The sequence below is a fragment of the Chitinophaga lutea genome, assembly GCF_003813775.1.
Lineage (GTDB): Bacteria > Bacteroidota > Bacteroidia > Chitinophagales > Chitinophagaceae > Chitinophaga > Chitinophaga lutea.
Window position 1 is genome coordinate 25,101 of the sequence record NZ_RPDH01000001.1, and the last position, 18,422, is coordinate 43,522.

At 53.4% G+C, this 18,422-nt stretch carries 13 protein-coding genes; 6 read left to right on the plus strand and 7 right to left on the minus strand.

Annotated features, from left to right (window positions below; genetic code table 11):
* Positions 1 to 10 precede the first annotated feature (10 nt).
* Positions 11 to 1,486, minus strand: a complete 1,476-nt coding sequence (locus EGT74_RS00100) for a RagB/SusD family nutrient uptake outer membrane protein (protein ID WP_246008086.1) — start codon at positions 1,484 to 1,486, stop codon at positions 11 to 13.
* 94 nt (positions 1,487 to 1,580) lie between these two features.
* On the minus strand, positions 1,581 to 4,529 hold the full coding sequence (locus EGT74_RS00105) for a SusC/RagA family TonB-linked outer membrane protein (RefSeq protein ID WP_123844412.1): 2,949 nt from the start codon (positions 4,527 to 4,529) through the stop codon (positions 1,581 to 1,583).
* A gap of 947 nt (positions 4,530 to 5,476) precedes the next feature.
* On the opposite strand from EGT74_RS00105, the gene EGT74_RS00110 reads away from it, so the two are divergent.
* The 5 genes from EGT74_RS00110 (at position 5,477) to EGT74_RS00130 (ending at position 12,312) form a co-directional block, all read left to right on the plus strand.
* Positions 5,477 to 6,055: an RNA polymerase sigma factor gene (locus tag EGT74_RS00110; protein ID WP_123844413.1), complete on the plus strand. Its 579-nt coding sequence runs from the start codon at positions 5,477 to 5,479 to the stop codon at positions 6,053 to 6,055.
* Between the two features lie 97 nt (positions 6,056 to 6,152).
* Complete coding sequence (locus EGT74_RS00115) at positions 6,153 to 7,094, plus strand: FecR family protein (RefSeq protein WP_123844414.1); 942 nt, start codon at positions 6,153 to 6,155, stop codon at positions 7,092 to 7,094.
* Positions 7,095 to 7,259: 165 nt separating this feature from the next.
* On the plus strand, positions 7,260 to 10,691 hold the full coding sequence (locus tag EGT74_RS00120; protein ID WP_123844415.1) for a TonB-dependent receptor: 3,432 nt from the start codon (positions 7,260 to 7,262) through the stop codon (positions 10,689 to 10,691).
* 26 nt (positions 10,692 to 10,717) lie between these two features.
* Positions 10,718 to 11,500 (plus strand): hypothetical protein, encoded by a 783-nt coding sequence (locus tag EGT74_RS00125; RefSeq protein ID WP_123844416.1) that lies wholly within the window; start codon positions 10,718 to 10,720, stop codon positions 11,498 to 11,500.
* An 11-nt stretch (positions 11,501 to 11,511) separates the two neighbouring features.
* Positions 11,512 to 12,312 (plus strand): hypothetical protein, encoded by an 801-nt coding sequence (locus tag EGT74_RS00130; RefSeq protein ID WP_123844417.1) that lies wholly within the window; start codon positions 11,512 to 11,514, stop codon positions 12,310 to 12,312.
* A gap of 158 nt (positions 12,313 to 12,470) precedes the next feature.
* Here EGT74_RS00130 and EGT74_RS26810 read toward each other — a convergent pair whose 3' ends face one another.
* Positions 12,471 to 12,644, minus strand: a complete 174-nt coding sequence (locus EGT74_RS26810) for a hypothetical protein (RefSeq protein WP_158617935.1) — start codon at positions 12,642 to 12,644, stop codon at positions 12,471 to 12,473.
* 222 nt (positions 12,645 to 12,866) lie between these two features.
* Positions 12,867 to 14,483: a vitamin K epoxide reductase family protein gene (locus EGT74_RS00135; protein WP_123844418.1), complete on the minus strand. Its 1,617-nt coding sequence runs from the start codon at positions 14,481 to 14,483 to the stop codon at positions 12,867 to 12,869.
* Positions 14,484 to 14,983: 500 nt separating this feature from the next.
* Here EGT74_RS00135 and EGT74_RS00140 point away from each other — a divergent pair, with 500 nt between their 5' ends.
* Positions 14,984 to 16,093 carry an NHL repeat-containing protein gene (locus EGT74_RS00140; protein ID WP_123844419.1) on the plus strand — a complete coding sequence of 370 codons (1,110 nt, stop codon included), beginning with the start codon at positions 14,984 to 14,986 and terminating at the stop codon, positions 16,091 to 16,093.
* A gap of 89 nt (positions 16,094 to 16,182) precedes the next feature.
* Here the strand turns inward: EGT74_RS00140 and EGT74_RS00145 are convergent, their stop codons facing one another.
* From EGT74_RS00145 to EGT74_RS00155, 3 genes are all read right to left on the minus strand, one after another.
* Positions 16,183 to 17,040, minus strand: a complete 858-nt coding sequence (locus EGT74_RS00145; protein ID WP_220392782.1) for an alpha/beta fold hydrolase — start codon at positions 17,038 to 17,040, stop codon at positions 16,183 to 16,185.
* A 5-nt stretch (positions 17,041 to 17,045) separates the two neighbouring features.
* Positions 17,046 to 17,603 (minus strand): dihydrofolate reductase family protein, encoded by a 558-nt coding sequence (locus EGT74_RS00150; protein ID WP_123844420.1) that lies wholly within the window; start codon positions 17,601 to 17,603, stop codon positions 17,046 to 17,048.
* A 68-nt stretch (positions 17,604 to 17,671) separates the two neighbouring features.
* Positions 17,672 to 18,247 (minus strand): Crp/Fnr family transcriptional regulator, encoded by a 576-nt coding sequence (locus EGT74_RS00155; protein ID WP_123844421.1) that lies wholly within the window; start codon positions 18,245 to 18,247, stop codon positions 17,672 to 17,674.
* Positions 18,248 to 18,422: the final 175 nt, after the last annotated feature.

The window sequence follows — 18,422 nt, forward strand, 5'->3', positions numbered from 1 at the left end:
TTCCATGTATTTAATTCCAGTAAGGATTTTGTTTCAGGCGTGGATTCTGGCGGAGTACCACCGAAGATACCGGCCAATAAATACCACCTTCGCTGATCAGTTTCATAAAGCCGGGATTGTTCCGCTTGATCTTGTGATACCGTACCAGGTCGAACCACCGGTGGCCTTCTCCCATCATCTCTTTCCGTCTTTCCAGGAAAATGGCGTCCAGCAGGTCTTCACTCCCATTATCCGTAAAGAGGGGTACTTTGCGCAGGTTCCTTACACTGTTCAGGGAATTGATCGCGTCGGTGCGGTTGCCGATTACCGCCAGCGCCTCGGCGTTGAGCAGCGCCATTTCTTCCAGCCGGGTGTAGATAAGGCAGCTGGAATATAATCTGAACGAGGGATCCGAGCCATCCTTCTGTATGACCTTTATTTTGCAGAAAATGGGGATGTCGCTGTCGAAGTTGGCAAACCACCTGTCGGGATACTTCGGTTTACCCGTAACCGGATCCAGCGAAAAACGGGTATCGAGCGGCGTTGAAAAAATGGAAGTAATGGAATCCCTCGTCACGTAAATATCCGGCAGCGACTTCCTGACAAGCGGCTCCGCCAGTGTAAACTCCTCGAAATGCCCGCTGAAAGTGCCCTCCTGGTTGTCGAATTCAAAGTTGAGCCCATACAGCTGGTTCGTTTTGTGCCCCTGGAACATGCCGTTGGGGGCGGAAATCCAGTACGTATCCGGCTCGTAGTACATGCCGCTTCTATCTTTGTTGTCCAGTACGAACTTGCTGTAAGCATAAACGCTGCGGTAGTCGCCCCTCCACGCTGCAACATGGGCGAGCACACCGTAAACCGACAGCTTTCTGGCCAGCACGCTCAGCCATCTGGACGATGGCTCGTTATAGTAGTCGCCCAGCTGCTGCGGATCGTTGGAACTATAGTTGAAAGGCAGATCCGCAGCGGCGGCCAGCATTTCGCTTTCAACAAACGCCAGGATCTTTTCCTTGTCTTCCTGCGGTTTGTTTTCGAACGAACCGTCGTGCGAATTCAGTACGAAAGGCACGTCGCCCCACACGGTAGTGAGCCAGAAATAGGAAAAAGCCCGCAGGAACCTGATTTGGGCAATATCCACGCGCATGTTCTGGTCTGAATACTTGGGATCAAGCTGCTTCACGTCGCCCACCCGCTCCAGGAAAATATTAGCCGCGTTAATCACCGCGTAAAACCGCCGCCAGTTGGTCAACCCTTCAAAAAGCGGAAAAGCCGCATTGAGTTTCCCCTTGATGACGGCATCGAGGTCGGGCCGCTGAACGGCGGTGAAGTCACCGTTCCGGAGTTCTCCGTACATCCAGAAACATCCGTTGTCCGACAGCGCGGCTCTCATTAAGCCATAAATGCCTAACAACGCCGCGCGGGTATCTTTATAAGACTGCCAGAAATTTTTGTCGCCCACCGTTTTGGTGGAGTCGATATCCAGCTGCTTGTTGCAACCGATTGTCAAACATAGGATCAGTATCCCCTTTATCAACATCATCCTGCGTATCCTCATAGGAATGATTATTTATTGCTTTGATTGAATTTTATTACAATCGCTATTACAGCTCCAGTTTAACACCGAGTGAGTATGTTTTGGGGATTGGCAGTCCATACCCCATGTCGTACCCTCTGAAGTCGGTCAGCTCCGGATCCCTGCCGGAATATGGCGTGAACGTCAGCAGGTTGGCCGCGTTGCCGTACAGGTACAGTTTTTTAACTCCGGTCCACTTCCGGCGCTTCCACCAGTCCGCGCCGGTAAAGTCATATCCGATCATTACATGGCGGAGTTTGACGAAGGAACCGTTTTCAAGGAACAGATCCTGGTCGGTCCGGTAAGGCACAACGTTGCTCCAGGGATTGTAAACCGGGTACTTCGAGTAATCCCCGGTTTTGGTCCAGTAGGTGATCTCTTTGACGGCATCCATGTTCAGCGTGCTTTCCTTGTTAATGAAGTCGAACCGGCTGGCCATGGCCTGGTGGAGGATGGTACGGCCGAACGCGGCGTACAGGGAAAAGCCGACGTTGAAGCAGCCGTAGGTAAAATCGTGGCCAAGGCTGCCGGTCACAGCCGGCAGGTAATGACCGGTCAGCACTTTGTCTTCATCGTTGATCGCAAAATCGCCGTTCCTGTCTTTCCACCTGGGGTCTCCCTTCGCCAGCGTTATCCCCTTGTAATGGAGGGGCATTCTGGTAGCCGGGTTTACCGGTACTTCGTTATCGCCGTTGTAAATGCCGTCGTTCTCCAGTACCCAGAATTGATCGAAGGCTTTGCCTACCTCCAGGTGACGTTCGCCGATGGTGAGCTGGCGCAGCCCGCCCGGCAGGGCCAGCAGTTTGTTGCGATTGTATCCTGCGGCCAGCGATGCGATCCAGCCGATTTTCCCGCCCGGCTTCAGCGGCCGGATGGCCAATGCAACGTCTACCCCTGTATTCCTTACATCCATCCCGTTCTTGAACGCGCTGGTATAGCCGTAATCGGAATAGGCCGGTACACCGATGAGCAAATTCCTGTCTGTTTTGCTGTACAGGGCAACGTTCAGCGACAGCCTGCCTTCCGCGAGGGAAACATCGAGCCCTGCGTTGAACTGGTCGCAATAGGGCCAGTTAATGCCATTGCCGACATATCCATAGGTATAGGGGCGCATAAGACCTGAAATACCTCCGTAGGAGCTGATCACCGGTTCGCCCGTCCAGCTCATGTCTACCGTATACTGCGGCCCTTGTGCAAAGCGGTCGGTAGTCAGCAGCCTGCCCACACGCCCCCAACCGGCAAACAGGATGGCATAATCGATCCCCTCCAGCGACTCCAGCACGGTAGGCTTCATATCCCACTTTACGCTGGCCGTTGGCGAAACGAACCACCGCGCCGTGGGCTGCATGTTAGACGAGGCATCCGTCCGCACCAGCAGCGAAACCTCCAGTTGCCGCAGGAACTGGTAGCTCACACGGCCATACAGCGACGACAATCTGAGCCGTTCCTTGTCGAGAAACTTGTAAATCAGCTGGTACAAATACGACTTCGGGTTCATCGTATTATTATCTATCTGGTTGATCTTGATCCGGTCGTTAGGGCCCTTATAGGCGTAGATATAATCGTATTTGTAGAAATCCATGTGCAACGACTGGCCCGCATCGAATTTCAGCGTATGCCGGCGCTTCCACGAAGTTGTAAAATGCATCGCGTTATCGAAAATGATGCGCTGGTTATACCCGATATAGTTGGATGCGTAGTTGTTGCCTTCCAGCAGCGTACCGGGATAAAATACATCCCGCATATCCTCCGTGTAATCAAAAGAAAGCTGCGAAGTCAGATGAAGTCCTTTTCCAACGTCTGCTTTCAGCCTGAAAAAGCCGGCCAGCGCATTTGCTTTGTTATCATCGTAGGATTTCTCCAGCTCCCCCAGGTAACGGGCATACCTGTCTTTATTGGGCGGCAGAGGGTTCATGAGATCCGGCAGGTAGCGCATCTCCGCAAACCTGTCGCGCAAATAAGTATTCCTGTCGCGCTCCAGCCGCGCTCCATTCAGCATGGTCGATATCGTCAGCCATTTCAGCGGCATCATATTGATCGAAAAACTGGCCGTATACCTGTCCATGTCTGTTTTGTCCGCCGGGTTTGCGCTATGCTGGTTACCGATGCTGAGGCGGAAATTGGCGCGCGGGTATCCGCCGCTGATGCTGATATTGGTACCTCTGACGGCCGCATTGCGATAGTACAGGTCGGTCCAGTTGGCCGGGCCATAATAGGCCGGATTGGTGGAATCGCGGAGGAATGAGGGATATCTTCTGAAATCCGCGCCGGTCGCGTACCGGTCGTAGAATGGTTTTCTGAAACTGTTTTCAGAAGCGGCGTTCGTAGTCGTCACATTAGGCCGCTGAACAAATCCGAACCAGCTATTGAACGCGATGTAGTTCCGTTTTGCAGTGGCCTGTTTCGTATTGACCTCTATCACCCCGTTTACCGCGCGGGGGCCATATGCGGCGCCTTCCGCCACATCTTTGATCACCCTGACGGATGCAATATCGTTCACATCCAGCCGGTTTATGAAATCGAATGCAGCGCCGAGCCTGGTAAAACCATACTGCTGGATATCATAAACAAAAGGATGCGGAGCAACCAGCGGTACACCGTCCAGTACAATCAGCGGCTGTGTTTCGTACATGTCTTTGCGATGCGTGTACGGTATGGCGGCTCCTCTGATCAGCATATTCAATTCTACGCCCGACTCACCCGAATGCTCCTGAACATACAGACCCGCAATATTTCCTTTCAGTAATTGAGACAATGAAGCAAAGGGCGCATTGAGCCACCGCTCCGCATTTTTTACAGCCGGCTTGACGACAACGGTAGCAGAGCGCAGGTGAAACAACGTATCTGACAACAACATCGGACGGGTACTGTCCGCGGCCGCCGGCACCCGGGACGGCCGGGCGCCCTGACTGTGGGACGGCCTGTGAAGACATAGCAATAACAGGCACGTAAGAATGATACGTACGGATTGAAACATAAGCGATATTTAATAAACGTGAAATTTCGGCCGTCGTTACAGGCAGCAATCAGCATATAGCGCCCCTCGCAGCGACGGTCGTCAACAATTACCTCCGGTTAAATTCATGAAAAGAAAGTGTACGGGAGAGCCGGAACTGGTCGTTTTCCGGCCATTTCGTTAGTTTACTTTACAATTGATCAGACGCGCTTTAAAAAAACTTATAAATTCATTTTCATTGCCTTCGAAAACAAGGGTAACTCACCACTTTTGCAAAGGAGACGATACGGCCATTACCACACATCCTTCTTTACGGGGACGGATATCCGGCAAAAAACGCCTCCATGGGGTGTATTCCTGGTATTATCAATCACTGTAGACTTTACATACAATCTTCCATAGTCATCGTTACTGTCAGCTATACAGTATATATTCTTTGAAGCAACACACTCTTTGGCCAATTCAAACAATTCGTTTCGTCAGGTATACAACAACGTAAAATTAAATAGTCTCTTCTACAACACTTCACAACATCTTAGCAAAAACAGATGCTTTCTTTGCGAATCAAAACAGGCTGACAAGCGCGGGAAAGAAACGCACCGGCAAAACGCCTGATGTTATTTTACACAGCGCCGATTCGGTGCCGGCCACCGGTTCACCCCGTGTCGTTTTTCCGGCGTACCCCGCTTAAGTTTCCTGGAATCATCCAATACGCAAAAATTGCGTTCCGGCTCCGATGTTTTCCCCTTAGGATTATCATAGTTTGATATTTTTTTAACAACCAGATAATTTAACATAGCGTGCCGGGTGAGCTGTAACATTTCGAAATTCGGCGGCCGGCATGCCCAGGTAGATCCGGATTAGGCTGACCATATTACGGCATGATTGCCTGACCCGGCAAGACTTAAAGAAACCATAACGTCGAACTCCCGATAATCCCCCTACATTTACACCCCGTAAGCAAAACCATGCGTTCCAGCGAACATACCGACTCCGATCTCTGGCTACAGGTCCAACAGGACGACGGCCTCGCCTTCAAATCCCTGTTTGAGCGGTACTGGGAAAAACTCTACGTCTACGCCCTCAACCGCCTCAAATCCGAGACAGACGCGCAGGATGTTGTGCAGGACGTCATGATCAACCTCTGGTCGCGCCGGGCCACTATCTCCATCGAAACCTCCCTCGCCGCCTATCTCCACGCCGCCGTGCAATACGAGGTGCTGGCCAATGTGTCCAAAGCCAGCAAAACAGCCGGCCGCAAACAGGAACTGGAGAAAACCATCCTCCCCGGGTTCGTCAGCTTCCTCGACCCCGTACAACTGAAAGAGCTCCAGGCCATCGTGGAAGCGGAAGTTGCGCGCCTTCCCGGGAAAATGCAACAGGTTTACCGCCTCCGCCAGGAAAAAGACCTCTCCGTCAAAGAAATCTCCCGTCTCCTCGACATCTCTGAACAAACCGTCCGCAACCAGCTCAACGCCAGCTATCACAAGCTGCGCAAACATCTGAGAGAAGCCATGCTCACTGCCATCTTCATCCAGCATCTCTGAGCGCACGAACTTTGGTAATGATTTGGTAACATTCGCGGATAGTTGAAATGCCCCGTTTCCCACGCATATAGGTAAGGACGGAAAAGTCCCCCTTCATATGAACATCGAACAACTGGGAGACATCATCCAACGGTACCTCGACGGCACCGCTACGGACAAGGAAAAAGACTGGGTCCGGCAATGGCTGCAGGAGCGGCCGGAAGACCACTCATCCCTCGAACCCGAGCACCGGCAGGCAGTCGAAACCAGGCTGTGGCAGTCCTTTACAGATCGCACAGACTGGAAACCCTCGCCCTCCAGGTCAATCCCCATTTACCGCAATTGGCTGGCCTATGCCGCCGCCATTGCCGTGCTGGTCGCCTGCGCCTTCTGGCTGAACGCTTCCGTCCAGCGCTCCCCGTCCTCCCATCCCCAAACCATCACGGCCCTGCCCGGCTCCCATAAAAAAGTGACCCTGCCCGATAGCAGCGTGGTGTATCTGTTCCCGGGCGCCACGATCACCCTGCCGGAAGACTATAATGACAAAGACCGCCGCATCGCCCTCTCGGGCCGGGTTTTCTTTGAGGTGAAACCGGACCCTGCCCGCCCGTTTGAAGTATCGGCGGGGAAGATGGTGACCCGCGTGCTGGGCACCTCCTTTGAGATAACGGCGGCCGACAGTCTGCTGGCTTCCGTAACCGTGCGCACCGGTAAAGTAGGTGTGCATTACGACGCCCGCCCGCTGGCAGAGCTCACGCCCGGCAAACGCCTGCGCCTTCATACGCAACACAACGATTTTACGATAGACGATGTGAACGCCGCATTGCTCTGCGAATGGTGGAACAACGGCATGGTGTTCAAACAGGCGCCTCTTTCCGAAGTAGTGCAATCCCTGTCTGCCTGGTACAATGTGCCCATCGTAATTACCCACGCCAAATGGAAACAGGAAACGGTTACGATCCGGATCAGGGACCAGTCGTGCCACGAAGCTGTTTCCCTGCTTTCCGGAACGCTCGGTTTCCGCTTTAAAAAGGAACATGACCGCATCATCATTTATTAACCGCACTAAACGCCGATCCCGTATGACGTAACCTTTACCGCCAAAAAAGAAAACCGGCCCGTGGTACCGGGCCGGCTCATGCTGCAAGGGTATCTCACCACCCTTTCAGCCATTGTTAAACGCACAGTACAAACAAGAGACTGCAACATTTAATCACGTAAAGTTATGCAAATTAGGATACTTTGTATCATTGGGCTGATCGCCTGCATGGTGGCTCCGGGCCTTTCCCGGGCGCAGCACATGGCCCGGCTGATCGCGCTGCCTAAAAACGAACTGACAGGAAAGGAAGTGATTGCCCTGATCGAAAAAGCGGAATCCGTTCAGTTCACTTTCGGTAAAGAAGTGAGTGGCCGGCTGGAGAAACCCGTCCGCTTCAACACCGCCCGGCCTACCGTAAAAGAAGCGCTGAGCACCCTTCAATCCACACTGGGCATCACCCACAGTTCCGGCGACGCGGGCGCCATCATTCTCAAACCCGCCGTTGCCGATGCGCCCCGGCAAACGGCCCTGCCTGCCGACGGACGCATTGCTGGTAAAGTGATTGACGAGTCCAACGGGGATCCGCTGCCCTTTGTAACGGTTCGCATCGGCAACAAAGGCACTACAACTAAAGCGGATGGCTCCTTCGTCATCAGCCTGCCCGCCGGTGAATATGTAGCGGAAATATCCTCCATCGGTTACGCCACCAAACGCATCACGGACATCGGGCTGAAAAACGGGCAAACCTTCGAATTGAACGTCACGCTCAAAAGGCAGAAAAGCACGCTGAGCGGAATTGTGGTTACTTCTTCCGCCAGCCGCGAATCGGTGGCCTCGCTCTACGCCCGGCAAAAGAACGAAGCCGGCATCTCCAACGGCATCAGCCGCGAACAGATTTCCACATTGCCAGACAAGCACATCGGTGAAACCCTGAAACGGATCTCCGGCGTCAGCACCAACGATAACCGCCGTGTAGTAATTCGCGGCATCGCGGAACGCTACAACCTCGCCATGATGGACGGCGCCATCCTCCCCAGCACCGACGTTCAGGTACGCGATTTCGAGTTCGACATCATTCCCAATAACCTGATCGATAATGTGATTGTGTCCAAAACCGCCACGCCCGATATGAGTTTCGGCTTCGGTGGCGGCCTCGTACAGGTAAATACCTTCGCCATTCCGCATCAGCACTTCACCACCGTGAGCGTTGGCGGCAAATACATCACCGGCGTTACCGGTAAAGATTTCCTCGGCTACGGCCGCGGTAAATACGATTACCTCGGCTTCGACGATGGCGGCCGCAACCACTTCCCCGACAACCTCCTGCTGTTCGACGGCCGGAACTATAATCCCGCTAATCCCTATGCCACTCCCGAGCCCGGTAAAACGCTGATCACCCCGGAACAGGTGGGTGAGCAGAATAAAAGGATCGGCGGGCTGGAACGGCTCGGCACCCGTGTTTACAAAGCCGCGCCAGGGCAAAACTACCAGGTGAGCCTGGGCCGCAGCTACAATGTAAAAAACAGCCGCTTCGGTTTTGTGGGCAGCATCAGCTACCGCAATGAACAATCGGTAGACGACATCGAACACTTTGAACGCGGCAACTGGGAAAAGCTCGAAAACCGCCGGTATGATGCTGTTACCGGTGCAGAGCTGGAGCCCACCTTTGCCAACCAGTACAATTTCAACACCACCTGGGGCGCACTGCTGAACGCAGGCTGGAGCTCGGCGAACCACAAGGTTACCGTCCGCAACTTCTACTCCCGCGTGTTCAGTAACCAGTTTAACCGCATGGTGGGCTGGGGCAACGAGATCGGCTTCGGCGAACACCCCGCCATCCGTGAATACGACCGCCCCAAGTTCCTCAACATGCTGCAGAACCGCATCAACGGTGATCATACCTTCGGCAAGTTCCGCTTTGAATGGAACGTAGCACGCAACAAGCTCACCAACCGCGAGCAGGATGCGGTGGAAGCCTGGCTGGCCCCCGTCACTACCCTCAACCACACAACGTATAACGTGATGGTTCACGGGGTCACCAACCCCGGCTACGGCACATTCAACCGCGCGCAATACCTGTATGAAGAAACCAACCGCATCGCCGAAGCCGCCCTCAGCTACAGTACGCATCTGCTGGGCCAAAAACAGATAGTGAAAGTGGGATACCAGTTCATGGACCGCCGAGGCTTCTACGACTGGACCATTCTGCCCATCGGCACATTGAACCCCAACAATTCCGTATTCCCCTTTTTGCCGGTGCAGGAATGGAGCAAATACCTAGATTTCAAAGACCCGTATTCCGACCTGATGTATTTTCCTGCCGGCTTCTCCTCCAACGGTTACCAGGGCAAAAACACCAACCAGGGCCTGTACGCCATGCTCGATAACCGCTTTACGAAATGGCTTCGCCTCGTATGGGGCGTGCGTGCGGAATACTACAAATACGAAAGGCTCCGCAGCGGCCCGAACGATCTGCTGATAGACCAGCTCATCAAGGACGGCGAAAGTATCCGGTACGTAGACCCTGAATCGGGGAAAATCGTGAGCTCCTTTGCCGACCCTGCCAGTGAAGAGAAAACCTGGCGTTACCTGCCCTCTGCCAGCCTCACCATTACGCCGCTGGCAGACTTCAACATCCGCGCCGCATACGCACAGTCGGTTGTACGCCCCTCGCTGATCGAGAACTCCCGCATGATCCGTTTCGACCCCGCACTGGGCTCGTACAGGATGAACGAAGGCGTACTGTCCACCCTCATAGACCATTACGACCTCCGCCTCGAATGGTACCCTCAACCCGGCGAGGTGATCTCCTTCGGCTATTTCTATAAACACTTCGACAAACCTGCGGAGATTTACCGCGACCAGCCGGACGCTACCGGCCGCATCTACGTCAAAACCAATAACTCCGAATGGGCCAGAGTCGGCGGCTGGGAGTTCGACATCCGGAAGAGCTTCGGCTTCATCAACCCTGCCTGGAAGTTTCTGGATAACCTTTACCTGAGCGGTAACCTTACCCTGCAGCGCTCCACCGTGCAGGCGGCCCAGTACGGAGGGAAAAGCATGAGCGCCGATAAATACGGCTATCAATACAGCTACCGTACTAAAAAACAACTCACCGAAAAACGGCCGCTCTACGGGCAGGTACCGGTACTGTACAATGTAGCGCTGCAATATGTCGGCAAACGCCTGGGCGCCAACATCGCGTTCAACCACATGGGTTATAAAACCTTCACCACGGGAATATTGCCCAACATTGTAGAGTACGAGCGCCCGCGCGACCAGCTCGATGCACAGCTCAGTTACGCGTTTCTGAAAAACAAAAACCTGATGGTAAGGCTCAATATGAGCAACCTCACCAACTCCGCTCACCGCTTCTACATCAACAGCGATGAGACGTACAAACTGCGGGACAAATACCGCAACACGCCCCTCTCCTTCATCCATGAAACCGACTGGAGCGCCATCTACGAATGGAAATTCGGCTTCTCCCAGAAATACGAAGAAGGGTACCTGGAGTTGTCGGACGACGGCAAAACGAAAAGACGGATCGGCGACCAGGATACCTTCATCCGCAAGGTGGGCACTTCTTTCAGCCTGTCTATCGGGTACACATTCTAACATTTCCCGCATTCAAACAGCAAACCATGAAAACGAAACATATATTTTTCAGCCTGATGGCCGCACTAACAATGCTTGCTGCGGCCTGCAACAAAGAAGGCGTATTCCTGTACAAAGGCGACATGCTGCCCTTCGTTATTTCCGGCTACAACGCCAGCAATGAGCGGCTCAATGTGAGGCTCGATACCTTCCAGCGCCTTTTCCAGATCCCCGGCGGACCGTTCAAGGTCAGCCAGGCTTTTACCTTTCCCGAAGGCCAGCAAACGCTGAAGATGTCCATCACGCCGGAAGGGGCCGATAAACCGGTGCTGGAAAGGGAATGGAAGAAGGGAGACAGCGTAGCCAAAGTCAATTTCTTTTATCTGAACGGGATGGCAGGCGAAATGCCCGAGCCGCCGGCGCTGGAAGAAGGAAAGATCAAACTGCGGTATATGTGGAACCCTGTGATGACGAAATACGACGGACCGGTAGATATCGCCGTGGGCAAACTGTTTTTCACGCCGAAAGTGTTCCAGGAACTGGCAAGGGTAAAGAACGTGAAAGCCGGTGAGTTCAGTGAAACGATCACCATCGACCCGTTCCCTACAGCCGGGCAAACCTACAACGGCCAGCCTACCAGCGTGCTGTTCGTGGTCTACATCTACAAAGCCGGCACCAATGAGTTTTATACGGCCGGCACCGGTTACAGCTGGAACATCACCACATCTGCACCGAAGCCCAGCGCCAACGTTGCATCTTCCAAAATGTACATCTTTACTGAAAACCCTTCCGGTCCGCTGATGGCCTTCGTAAAGAACCTTGAAATATAAAACCAGATACCATGCAAACATTCATCAACAATACCATTACCCTTCTGCTGCTGGCCTTGCTGCCAGCGGCGTTTACGGCCTGCAACAAAGAGGATGTTACACCCGGAAAGGCGATGCAGGTATTGGTGGCCGGTTACAACAGCTCGGATCACGCCCTGCAGATATCGATCGACACGACCATTTACGACGTGTCTGTCGGTAACGGAAATTATATCGTCAAGCCCGCATCACTCGTGCACTTCAACGCCACCCACCATTATGAGGCCGGCCGCCGGCACAAAATGCTGGTGATCACGGACACCGTCACGAAACAGGAAGTTTTCAGACAACCGCTGCCGGAAAACGGCACCAAAGCGTATTTCAACTTCCTGTATATCGACGGGAAAGAAGTGCCCTCGCAGCCACCCGCGGCCGATGCCAATACCAACAAACTCGGGTTCTATATCCGCTACGCCGAAAGCACCGACCCTGTGGATATTTTCCTCACCAGGACAGATGCCACCAACGGGCAGGTGTACCGGGCCTACCTGGCCCGGAACGTGCAGCCCAATACCTGGGCCTATGCCGCATACCTGGCGCATGAGCAATTTGCTACGGTGAACATGCTGGGCCTCGCCAGCATCTGTTTTACGAAAGCAGGTACTACAGACCAGTGGGCGTTTTACGACGACGAAAGCAAAAGCAAGATGGCCGCCAGCAGCCTGCTGCTCCCGAAAGCCGGCGAAAAGGGGATCGTACAGCCTTATTTCGTCGCCCATGGAACATGGGGACTGGAAATCGGGCGGATGTTCTTCTACCCCGACAGGATCTGATCGTTTCTCCGCCGTTCATTCCATTGAATCGGGGTATTTTAATGGTTTATAGCTGACAGCGCTTCAAAACCGGCAGAAAGCGGTTCCGGGCAAAAATGCGCTCAGGAGCACCACAAATGGGCAAACCGGAAATTCTTCCGGTTTGTCCATTTGCATTTTTAAGCAAGCCCAAATCTGTAACATTCATCATCTCGAAATCCGGCGGCCACCACCTCCATGTTGACCCGGATTAGGCCATCCTCCCCGGAACTGTCCGGGAAGCCTGCGCCACCATGCAGGTGACGCAGGCTGTTGCTGCTGAATCCTTTGAAGAAATGCGCTTTTACGCTCATAAGGATCCGGATAACCGATCATTCCCCGCTCTCGCACCAGGTATCCATCATGCAACTGCAAACAGGGCCCGACATTGCGCATTCAATAAAGTCAATATCGCCGAGGCAGCGGAAGTCGCCACAGGAGGCACTCCATTGGGTGCTGCCTCCATTTACAGCGCGAAGGCTGTTTCTGCTGAGGGTTCTGAAAAGATGCGTTTTCATACGTGTAAATTGGCTTGTTTAATAACCAATATCGTTCATGCACGCTGTTCCCGGTAGCGGCTGCAGGGCAATCTCCGAAGCCGCCAGGATGGGCACCAGGTGCATCAGGTCTTTCAGTATGTAGTTCTTCGGCATTTTGCGGCCGTTGACATAAAAAGTGGGTGTGCCCCTGACGCCTGCCTCATTCATCCATTTGCGATGCGCCACCAACTGATCTTTTACATCGAGCGAAGCGTTGTATTGCCAGCGCTTGCTCCATTTGTCCATATTCATGTATCTGAACCAGTCGGCCAGCATGCGCCTCACCTCTTCGCCCGGCTGCAAACCGCGCGCACACTGGAAGATGGCCGTTACTGCCCTGGCGATGTTCTCTGCGCGGTCTTCCATGCTGAGGAAGCGCACCTTGATAAATACCTGGTCTTTACAGGTTTCATAGATCTCGTCGAGCACCCTGTGTGCGTATTGGCAGGGCCCGCAGAAAGGGTTGCAGGCCACCACTATTTCCAGTGCGGCACCAGGGTTGCCGAAATGCAGTTCGTGCGGCATCGTGGCGGTATCTACCTGCTGCATGCGTTCCCACTGGGTAATGAAAAGCAGCGGGTCGCGCTTCCACCTGAGCAGGTCTTTGGCATGATCGCGTTTTTCCTTATCGTCTTTCAGCTGCGCTTTGACCGGCTGCATGGCAAGGCAGAGAATAGCCTGCACCGCGAGGAAATACCCGGTGGTAACGGGCTGCAGCACGGAAAAGGCGTCGTTGAAACCGGCGAAGGCCAGGGCGCTCTGCCCGGTGAGCACGCCCGCGATACCAAGGCAGAGGGCACACCATCTCTTCAGCCTGAATTTCTGTACGATCACGCTGACGCCGGCCACGAGAAGGAGCGGCATTGCAATCACCATTTGCGTGGCCATGAGGGCGGGATACCAGGCGGCAGCCACAAAAAAGATAAACTGGGCCAGGAAATAGGAAAGTGCGAGATCGGCTACGGTAACGCCGCCATAGACTTTGGCGAGGTTACTTTTGAGTACGGCTTTACAACCCGCCCTCCCGCCGATGGAGTTGCAAACTTCGTTCACAATGCCGATCTGCAGGCCCAGCTCAGTAGTGATGGTGAATATGCCGAGGGTAAGCCCGGCCAACGTAAGGACGCCCCATGTGAGCGGCGCCAGGCCCGGGTTAAAGCTGAAGGCCGCACCCACGGCGGCCAGCACCAGCAAGCCGGCGATGATACCGATAGCAGCGAAAGCATGCTGCCGCTGCAGCAGTTTCGTATTCTCCGGCACTTCCCAGCGGGCCTTTTCGCCGGCAAACAACACGATGCCGCTCCAGTTGTGGCGAAGCTTTTCGTCGGTCTCGAAAGCGGCGGGCCCGTCTACCTGCATCAGGTAATCGCTGCCCCCGTCGTTCACATATGCCAGCAGCGGGTAGTTGAAATCCGGGATGCCCGCTCTTTCACTTTCGACAGCATAATACTGCATACCGCCCATATCTAAAAAGTCGGTAAGCGAAACCAGCGACGGATAGTCAGGATGGGTTTGCAACTCTCTGGCGATAAATTCCTTATGGGTTTTAATGCCGAGGCTTCGCAGCCAGCGTCGGGCAATGTCTTCAAAAATGATTCGAGGGTGCTTTTTCATATAGCGGAATTTGCAGGAAATAACAGTGTCCGTTTACCCGCGGCGGCGCGGCAAACCTGGCAACAGTAATATTCAAAGATGACGGTTCATGCGGGTTCCCGAAATGTGCCCAAAGCCAACTTTTGCGTTTATTCAAATTAGGAAACGCTACTGCAATAATGCTGCAGCGTAAACCGGACCTGTAAGAAAAGTGTATGGCCCGGGGTTGATATTTTCGCTGTATGTTTCGATAAAAAAGAAGGAGCCATGCGCTCCTTCTTTTTTATCCGCCCCTTCCGGGCAAACATCCTTCCTCCTCCCATTGTAGCAAATAAACAGTCAGCAAACATCAAAAAAGAGGTAGTTCCCTTTGCCGCCGCCGTATAACTTTGGTCGCCGCCTATGGCGGGACGGCGCTGTTGAAAGAGCACCAACATGCGGGATTCCGGTGCCGCGTTGCGCCCACCCGGAAAAACAGCAAGATATTAAGCGTATATTAACCTGGCAAATCAACTAATAACATGACATCAAGAAGGAACTTCATCCGCAATTCCACGATGGCCTCTGCCTTGGTAGCGGCCACCCCGGCCCTGGGCTTCTCCATACTTCACAAAGACAAACAGCCGGATGCCCCCGCCGTTATCGGGCACGGCGATTTCAAGTATAAAGTAGATAAAGGCTGGGCGAAAATCGGCGTCAACGGCTACCCGCTGGCCAACTGCCACGAAATGGTGCAGGACAGCAAAGGCCGCCTGATCATGCTGGGCGATCATACCAACAATAACATCCTGATATTCGACAAATCCGGCAAGTTGCTGGATTATTGGGGCAGCGCCTATCCCGGCGGGCACGGCCTTACCATCAGCAAAGAAGGCGGGGAAGATTTTCTGCTCATCACGGACTGTGGTTATTACCAGGACCGGTGGGGCAACGGGAAGGCGCAGGCCGGCCAGGTGGTGAAAACCAAAACGGACGGCACCCTCATCTTCGCGATCGGGCATCCCCGTACCATCGGCGTATATTCGGAGAAAGAGGCATTCAGGCCCACGGAAACGGCGGTGGCCCCTAACGGGGACATCTACGTAGCGGACGGGTACGGCTCCGACTACATCATCCAGTACGACAGCAACGGGAAATACATCCGGCATTTTGGCGGCCATAACAATGCCAATCCCGACCACAACCTGCAAAACGCGCATGGCGTCACCGTAGATACCCGCGACCGCAACAATCCCACCCTCGTTTGCTCTTCCCGTAATGAGAACTGTTATAAAGTGTTTACGCTCGACGGGAAATTCATCAAGCGGATAGACCTGCCCGGCATGTACGTTTGCCGCGCCGTGATCAACGGCAGCAACCTGTATGCGGGGGTATGCTGGTCTAAAGATGCAGCGGGAAAAATGTTGGGCTCATCCGGCTTCGTCACCATCCTGGATGCGGAAAACAAAGTGGTGTCCAGTCCCGGCGGCACGGCCCCGGTATATAAAAACGGGGTATTGCAGCCAACCTTGCAGGCCGCTGTTCCCGTATTCCACCACGGCCATGATGTTTGCATCGACGAAGACAAGAGCATCTATGTCTGCCAGTGGAACGCCAATCACACGGCGCCCGTCAAATTAACGAGGGTGTAACATATCAATACCGATAACAATGGCCTCCGGAATGTGCTTCCGGAGGCCATTGTTATTGTATACCCGTTACATCAGCATATTGGCCGGCACTATTTCCTGTTCAGGAACTCCATCACCATCGGCATGAACCAGTCTGTTCGCTCCAATACCCGCAGGTGTGAAGTATGCGGCATAACCAGCAAACTGACGGCAGGCATCGGTGTTAAATCGCCCATCACCCCACCCCCTAATTTGGTTAACATTTTGGTGGCGTGTTCCATCGTTGTACCATCGGCATCACCGAAAACAAGTAGCAGGGAATGTTTGATGTTGACATAGTCTTTCTCCCAATTCTGAGGCGACATATCCAGCTTCTTCAGCTTTTCCACGAGCCTGGGAAAATGCGCCGGATTGGGCGCCAGGCTGTCGTATTGCTGCTTGAAGATCGTTCCTTCAAACAAGGCGGGTGTCAGCGTCGGCACGAGCGGCTTGAATACAGGCTGAATGCCTTCATCGCTATAAGATGCGGACATGGAGATCATTTTCTTTACAGCCTGCGGATGCCGGATCGCCAATTGCAGTACAACGGCTCCTCCGAGGCTGAAGCCCATTACATCGGCGCTGTCTATTCGCAGATGTTTCAGCAGGGCGGCAACATCGTCTGCCAGGTTTTCGCAGGTAATGTCCCGGTCGATGTCCCCGGTGCGGCCATGCGCCTGAAACTCGGCGACGATCACCTGTCTTGTTCCTGATAACTCCTGCGCGATTTTCCGCATGGGGCCTTCGATGGTCATATACGCCCCGTGCAATAAAACAATGGGGGCGCCGGCGCCGTGAATTTCGTAGTACATTTTCAAACCGTTTACCGGTGCGTATCCCTTTTTATGCACCGCCTTTTGCTGAGCAGTGGCAGACATGGACATAAAGCAGCAGAGGGCAAATACGGTGGTTATTATGCTGGTTTTCATGGTTTTTATTTTGGTTGATATTGAAGCAATACGATCCCGCAGGGGAAAGCTTTTGATTGCACGAGCTGCAGGCCGGTTCTGCCGGTAAACGGCGTAAGCCCCTTCCCGATTGAAGTCGGATTGATGAACAGGTGGAGCTCGTCCACCAGCCCTTCCCCGATCAGGGCAGATGCAAAAGTGGCACCGCCATAAGCGATGATGTCTTTACCCTGTTGTTTTTTCAGCTGGGTGATTTCGTGGGAAAGGGTTCCTTTGGCTAACACGGTATTGTCCCATCCCGGCAAGCCGGGCGTTCTGGAAAAAACGACCTTGGGTGTGTCTGTAAATTTCCGGCCGGCGCTGTACTGGGGATCGTCCGGATCCGCAGCCACGGTAGCCCAGTAAGGGATGAACCCTTCTGCAAGTTTTCGGCCGAGTACGATACAATCGACCGGTTCCGTCAGGTCCGTAACATATTGTTTTATTTCATCGTCCCATTCGTGGGTCATCCAGTCCATTTCGCCGTCAGGGCCGGCGCAAAAACTGTCGAGCGACAGTTGCATTTGCAGTTTTAGTTTTCGCATATTCTTATGTTTTCATAAAAATATGCGGTCGTTCACCAGAGGGGCGTGATTGAAATCACAAAAGCAATTCAGGCGTTCAGGATCTGGCTTCTGGCCCTGCTTAATGCTTCCCGGCTGATGTAGAGGTACTTGGCCAGGTCCGTCAGGGAAACGCTGTTCAGTAATCCGGGCTGGTTCCGGAGCACATGATCGTACCGCGCCATAGGACTTGCCAGCGAAAGTATTTTCAGATGTTCTTCATGCTGCTGCATCAACTGCTGCGTTAGTATGAATCCCAGGTTGGTGATGCGCTGGTTTTTATAACACAGCTCCACCAATGCGTCGTTACCGGTCACCATCACTACGGACGGCTCCATGGCGACGATGGCAAATTCAGACGGGACCTGCCGGTTATAGCTCTCGCAGCTGGCCAGGAAGTCGGTTTCGAAGCTGAATTTCAGTATTTTCTCTTCCCCGTTACTGGCGGAAGTCACGTTTTTAAAACTCCCCTCCAGGATGAAGGCGCAAACCTTCGACACCTCTCCTTCATACACCAGCACCTGGTCTTTATCGAACCGTTTAATGACGGAGATATCCAGCCACTGCTGCCAGTCGTTCTCCGAACAGATGCCGTACCGGGTTGCCAGTTGTTGTATGACTTTCATATATTACAAATATACAATTTAACTACAGCGAACTATCGATATTGTGAAATTAGGGAAAATATGAAGCGGGAACGGAGCGAATCATGAAAAGACCGTAAAGCAGGGTACGCCACCGTTGAAATTTGAATTAAAAATACGCGTTCGCGGCGTATTGTCAAAGGCCCATGAAAAAGGC

Excerpts from the sequence above, each read along its gene's own strand:
- EGT74_RS00105 (WP_123844412.1), bottom strand. The coding sequence starts at position 4,529 with ATGTTTCAATCCGTACGTATCATTCTTACGTGCCTGTTATTGCTATGT.
- EGT74_RS00110 (WP_123844413.1), top strand. The coding sequence starts at position 5,477 with ATGCGTTCCAGCGAACATACCGACTCCGATCTCTGGCTACAGGTCCAA.
- EGT74_RS00115 (WP_123844414.1), top strand. The coding sequence starts at position 6,153 with ATGAACATCGAACAACTGGGAGACATCATCCAACGGTACCTCGACGGC.
- EGT74_RS00120 (WP_123844415.1), top strand. The coding sequence starts at position 7,260 with ATGCAAATTAGGATACTTTGTATCATTGGGCTGATCGCCTGCATGGTG.
- EGT74_RS00125 (WP_123844416.1), top strand. The coding sequence starts at position 10,718 with ATGAAAACGAAACATATATTTTTCAGCCTGATGGCCGCACTAACAATG.
- EGT74_RS00130 (WP_123844417.1), top strand. The coding sequence starts at position 11,512 with ATGCAAACATTCATCAACAATACCATTACCCTTCTGCTGCTGGCCTTG.
- EGT74_RS26810 (WP_158617935.1), bottom strand. The coding sequence starts at position 12,644 with ATGAGCGTAAAAGCGCATTTCTTCAAAGGATTCAGCAGCAACAGCCTG.
- EGT74_RS00135 (WP_123844418.1), bottom strand. The coding sequence starts at position 14,483 with ATGAAAAAGCACCCTCGAATCATTTTTGAAGACATTGCCCGACGCTGG.
- EGT74_RS00140 (WP_123844419.1), top strand. The coding sequence starts at position 14,984 with ATGACATCAAGAAGGAACTTCATCCGCAATTCCACGATGGCCTCTGCC.
- EGT74_RS00145 (WP_220392782.1), bottom strand. The coding sequence starts at position 17,040 with ATGAAAACCAGCATAATAACCACCGTATTTGCCCTCTGCTGCTTTATG.
- EGT74_RS00150 (WP_123844420.1), bottom strand. The coding sequence starts at position 17,603 with ATGCGAAAACTAAAACTGCAAATGCAACTGTCGCTCGACAGTTTTTGC.
- EGT74_RS00155 (WP_123844421.1), bottom strand. The coding sequence starts at position 18,247 with ATGAAAGTCATACAACAACTGGCAACCCGGTACGGCATCTGTTCGGAG.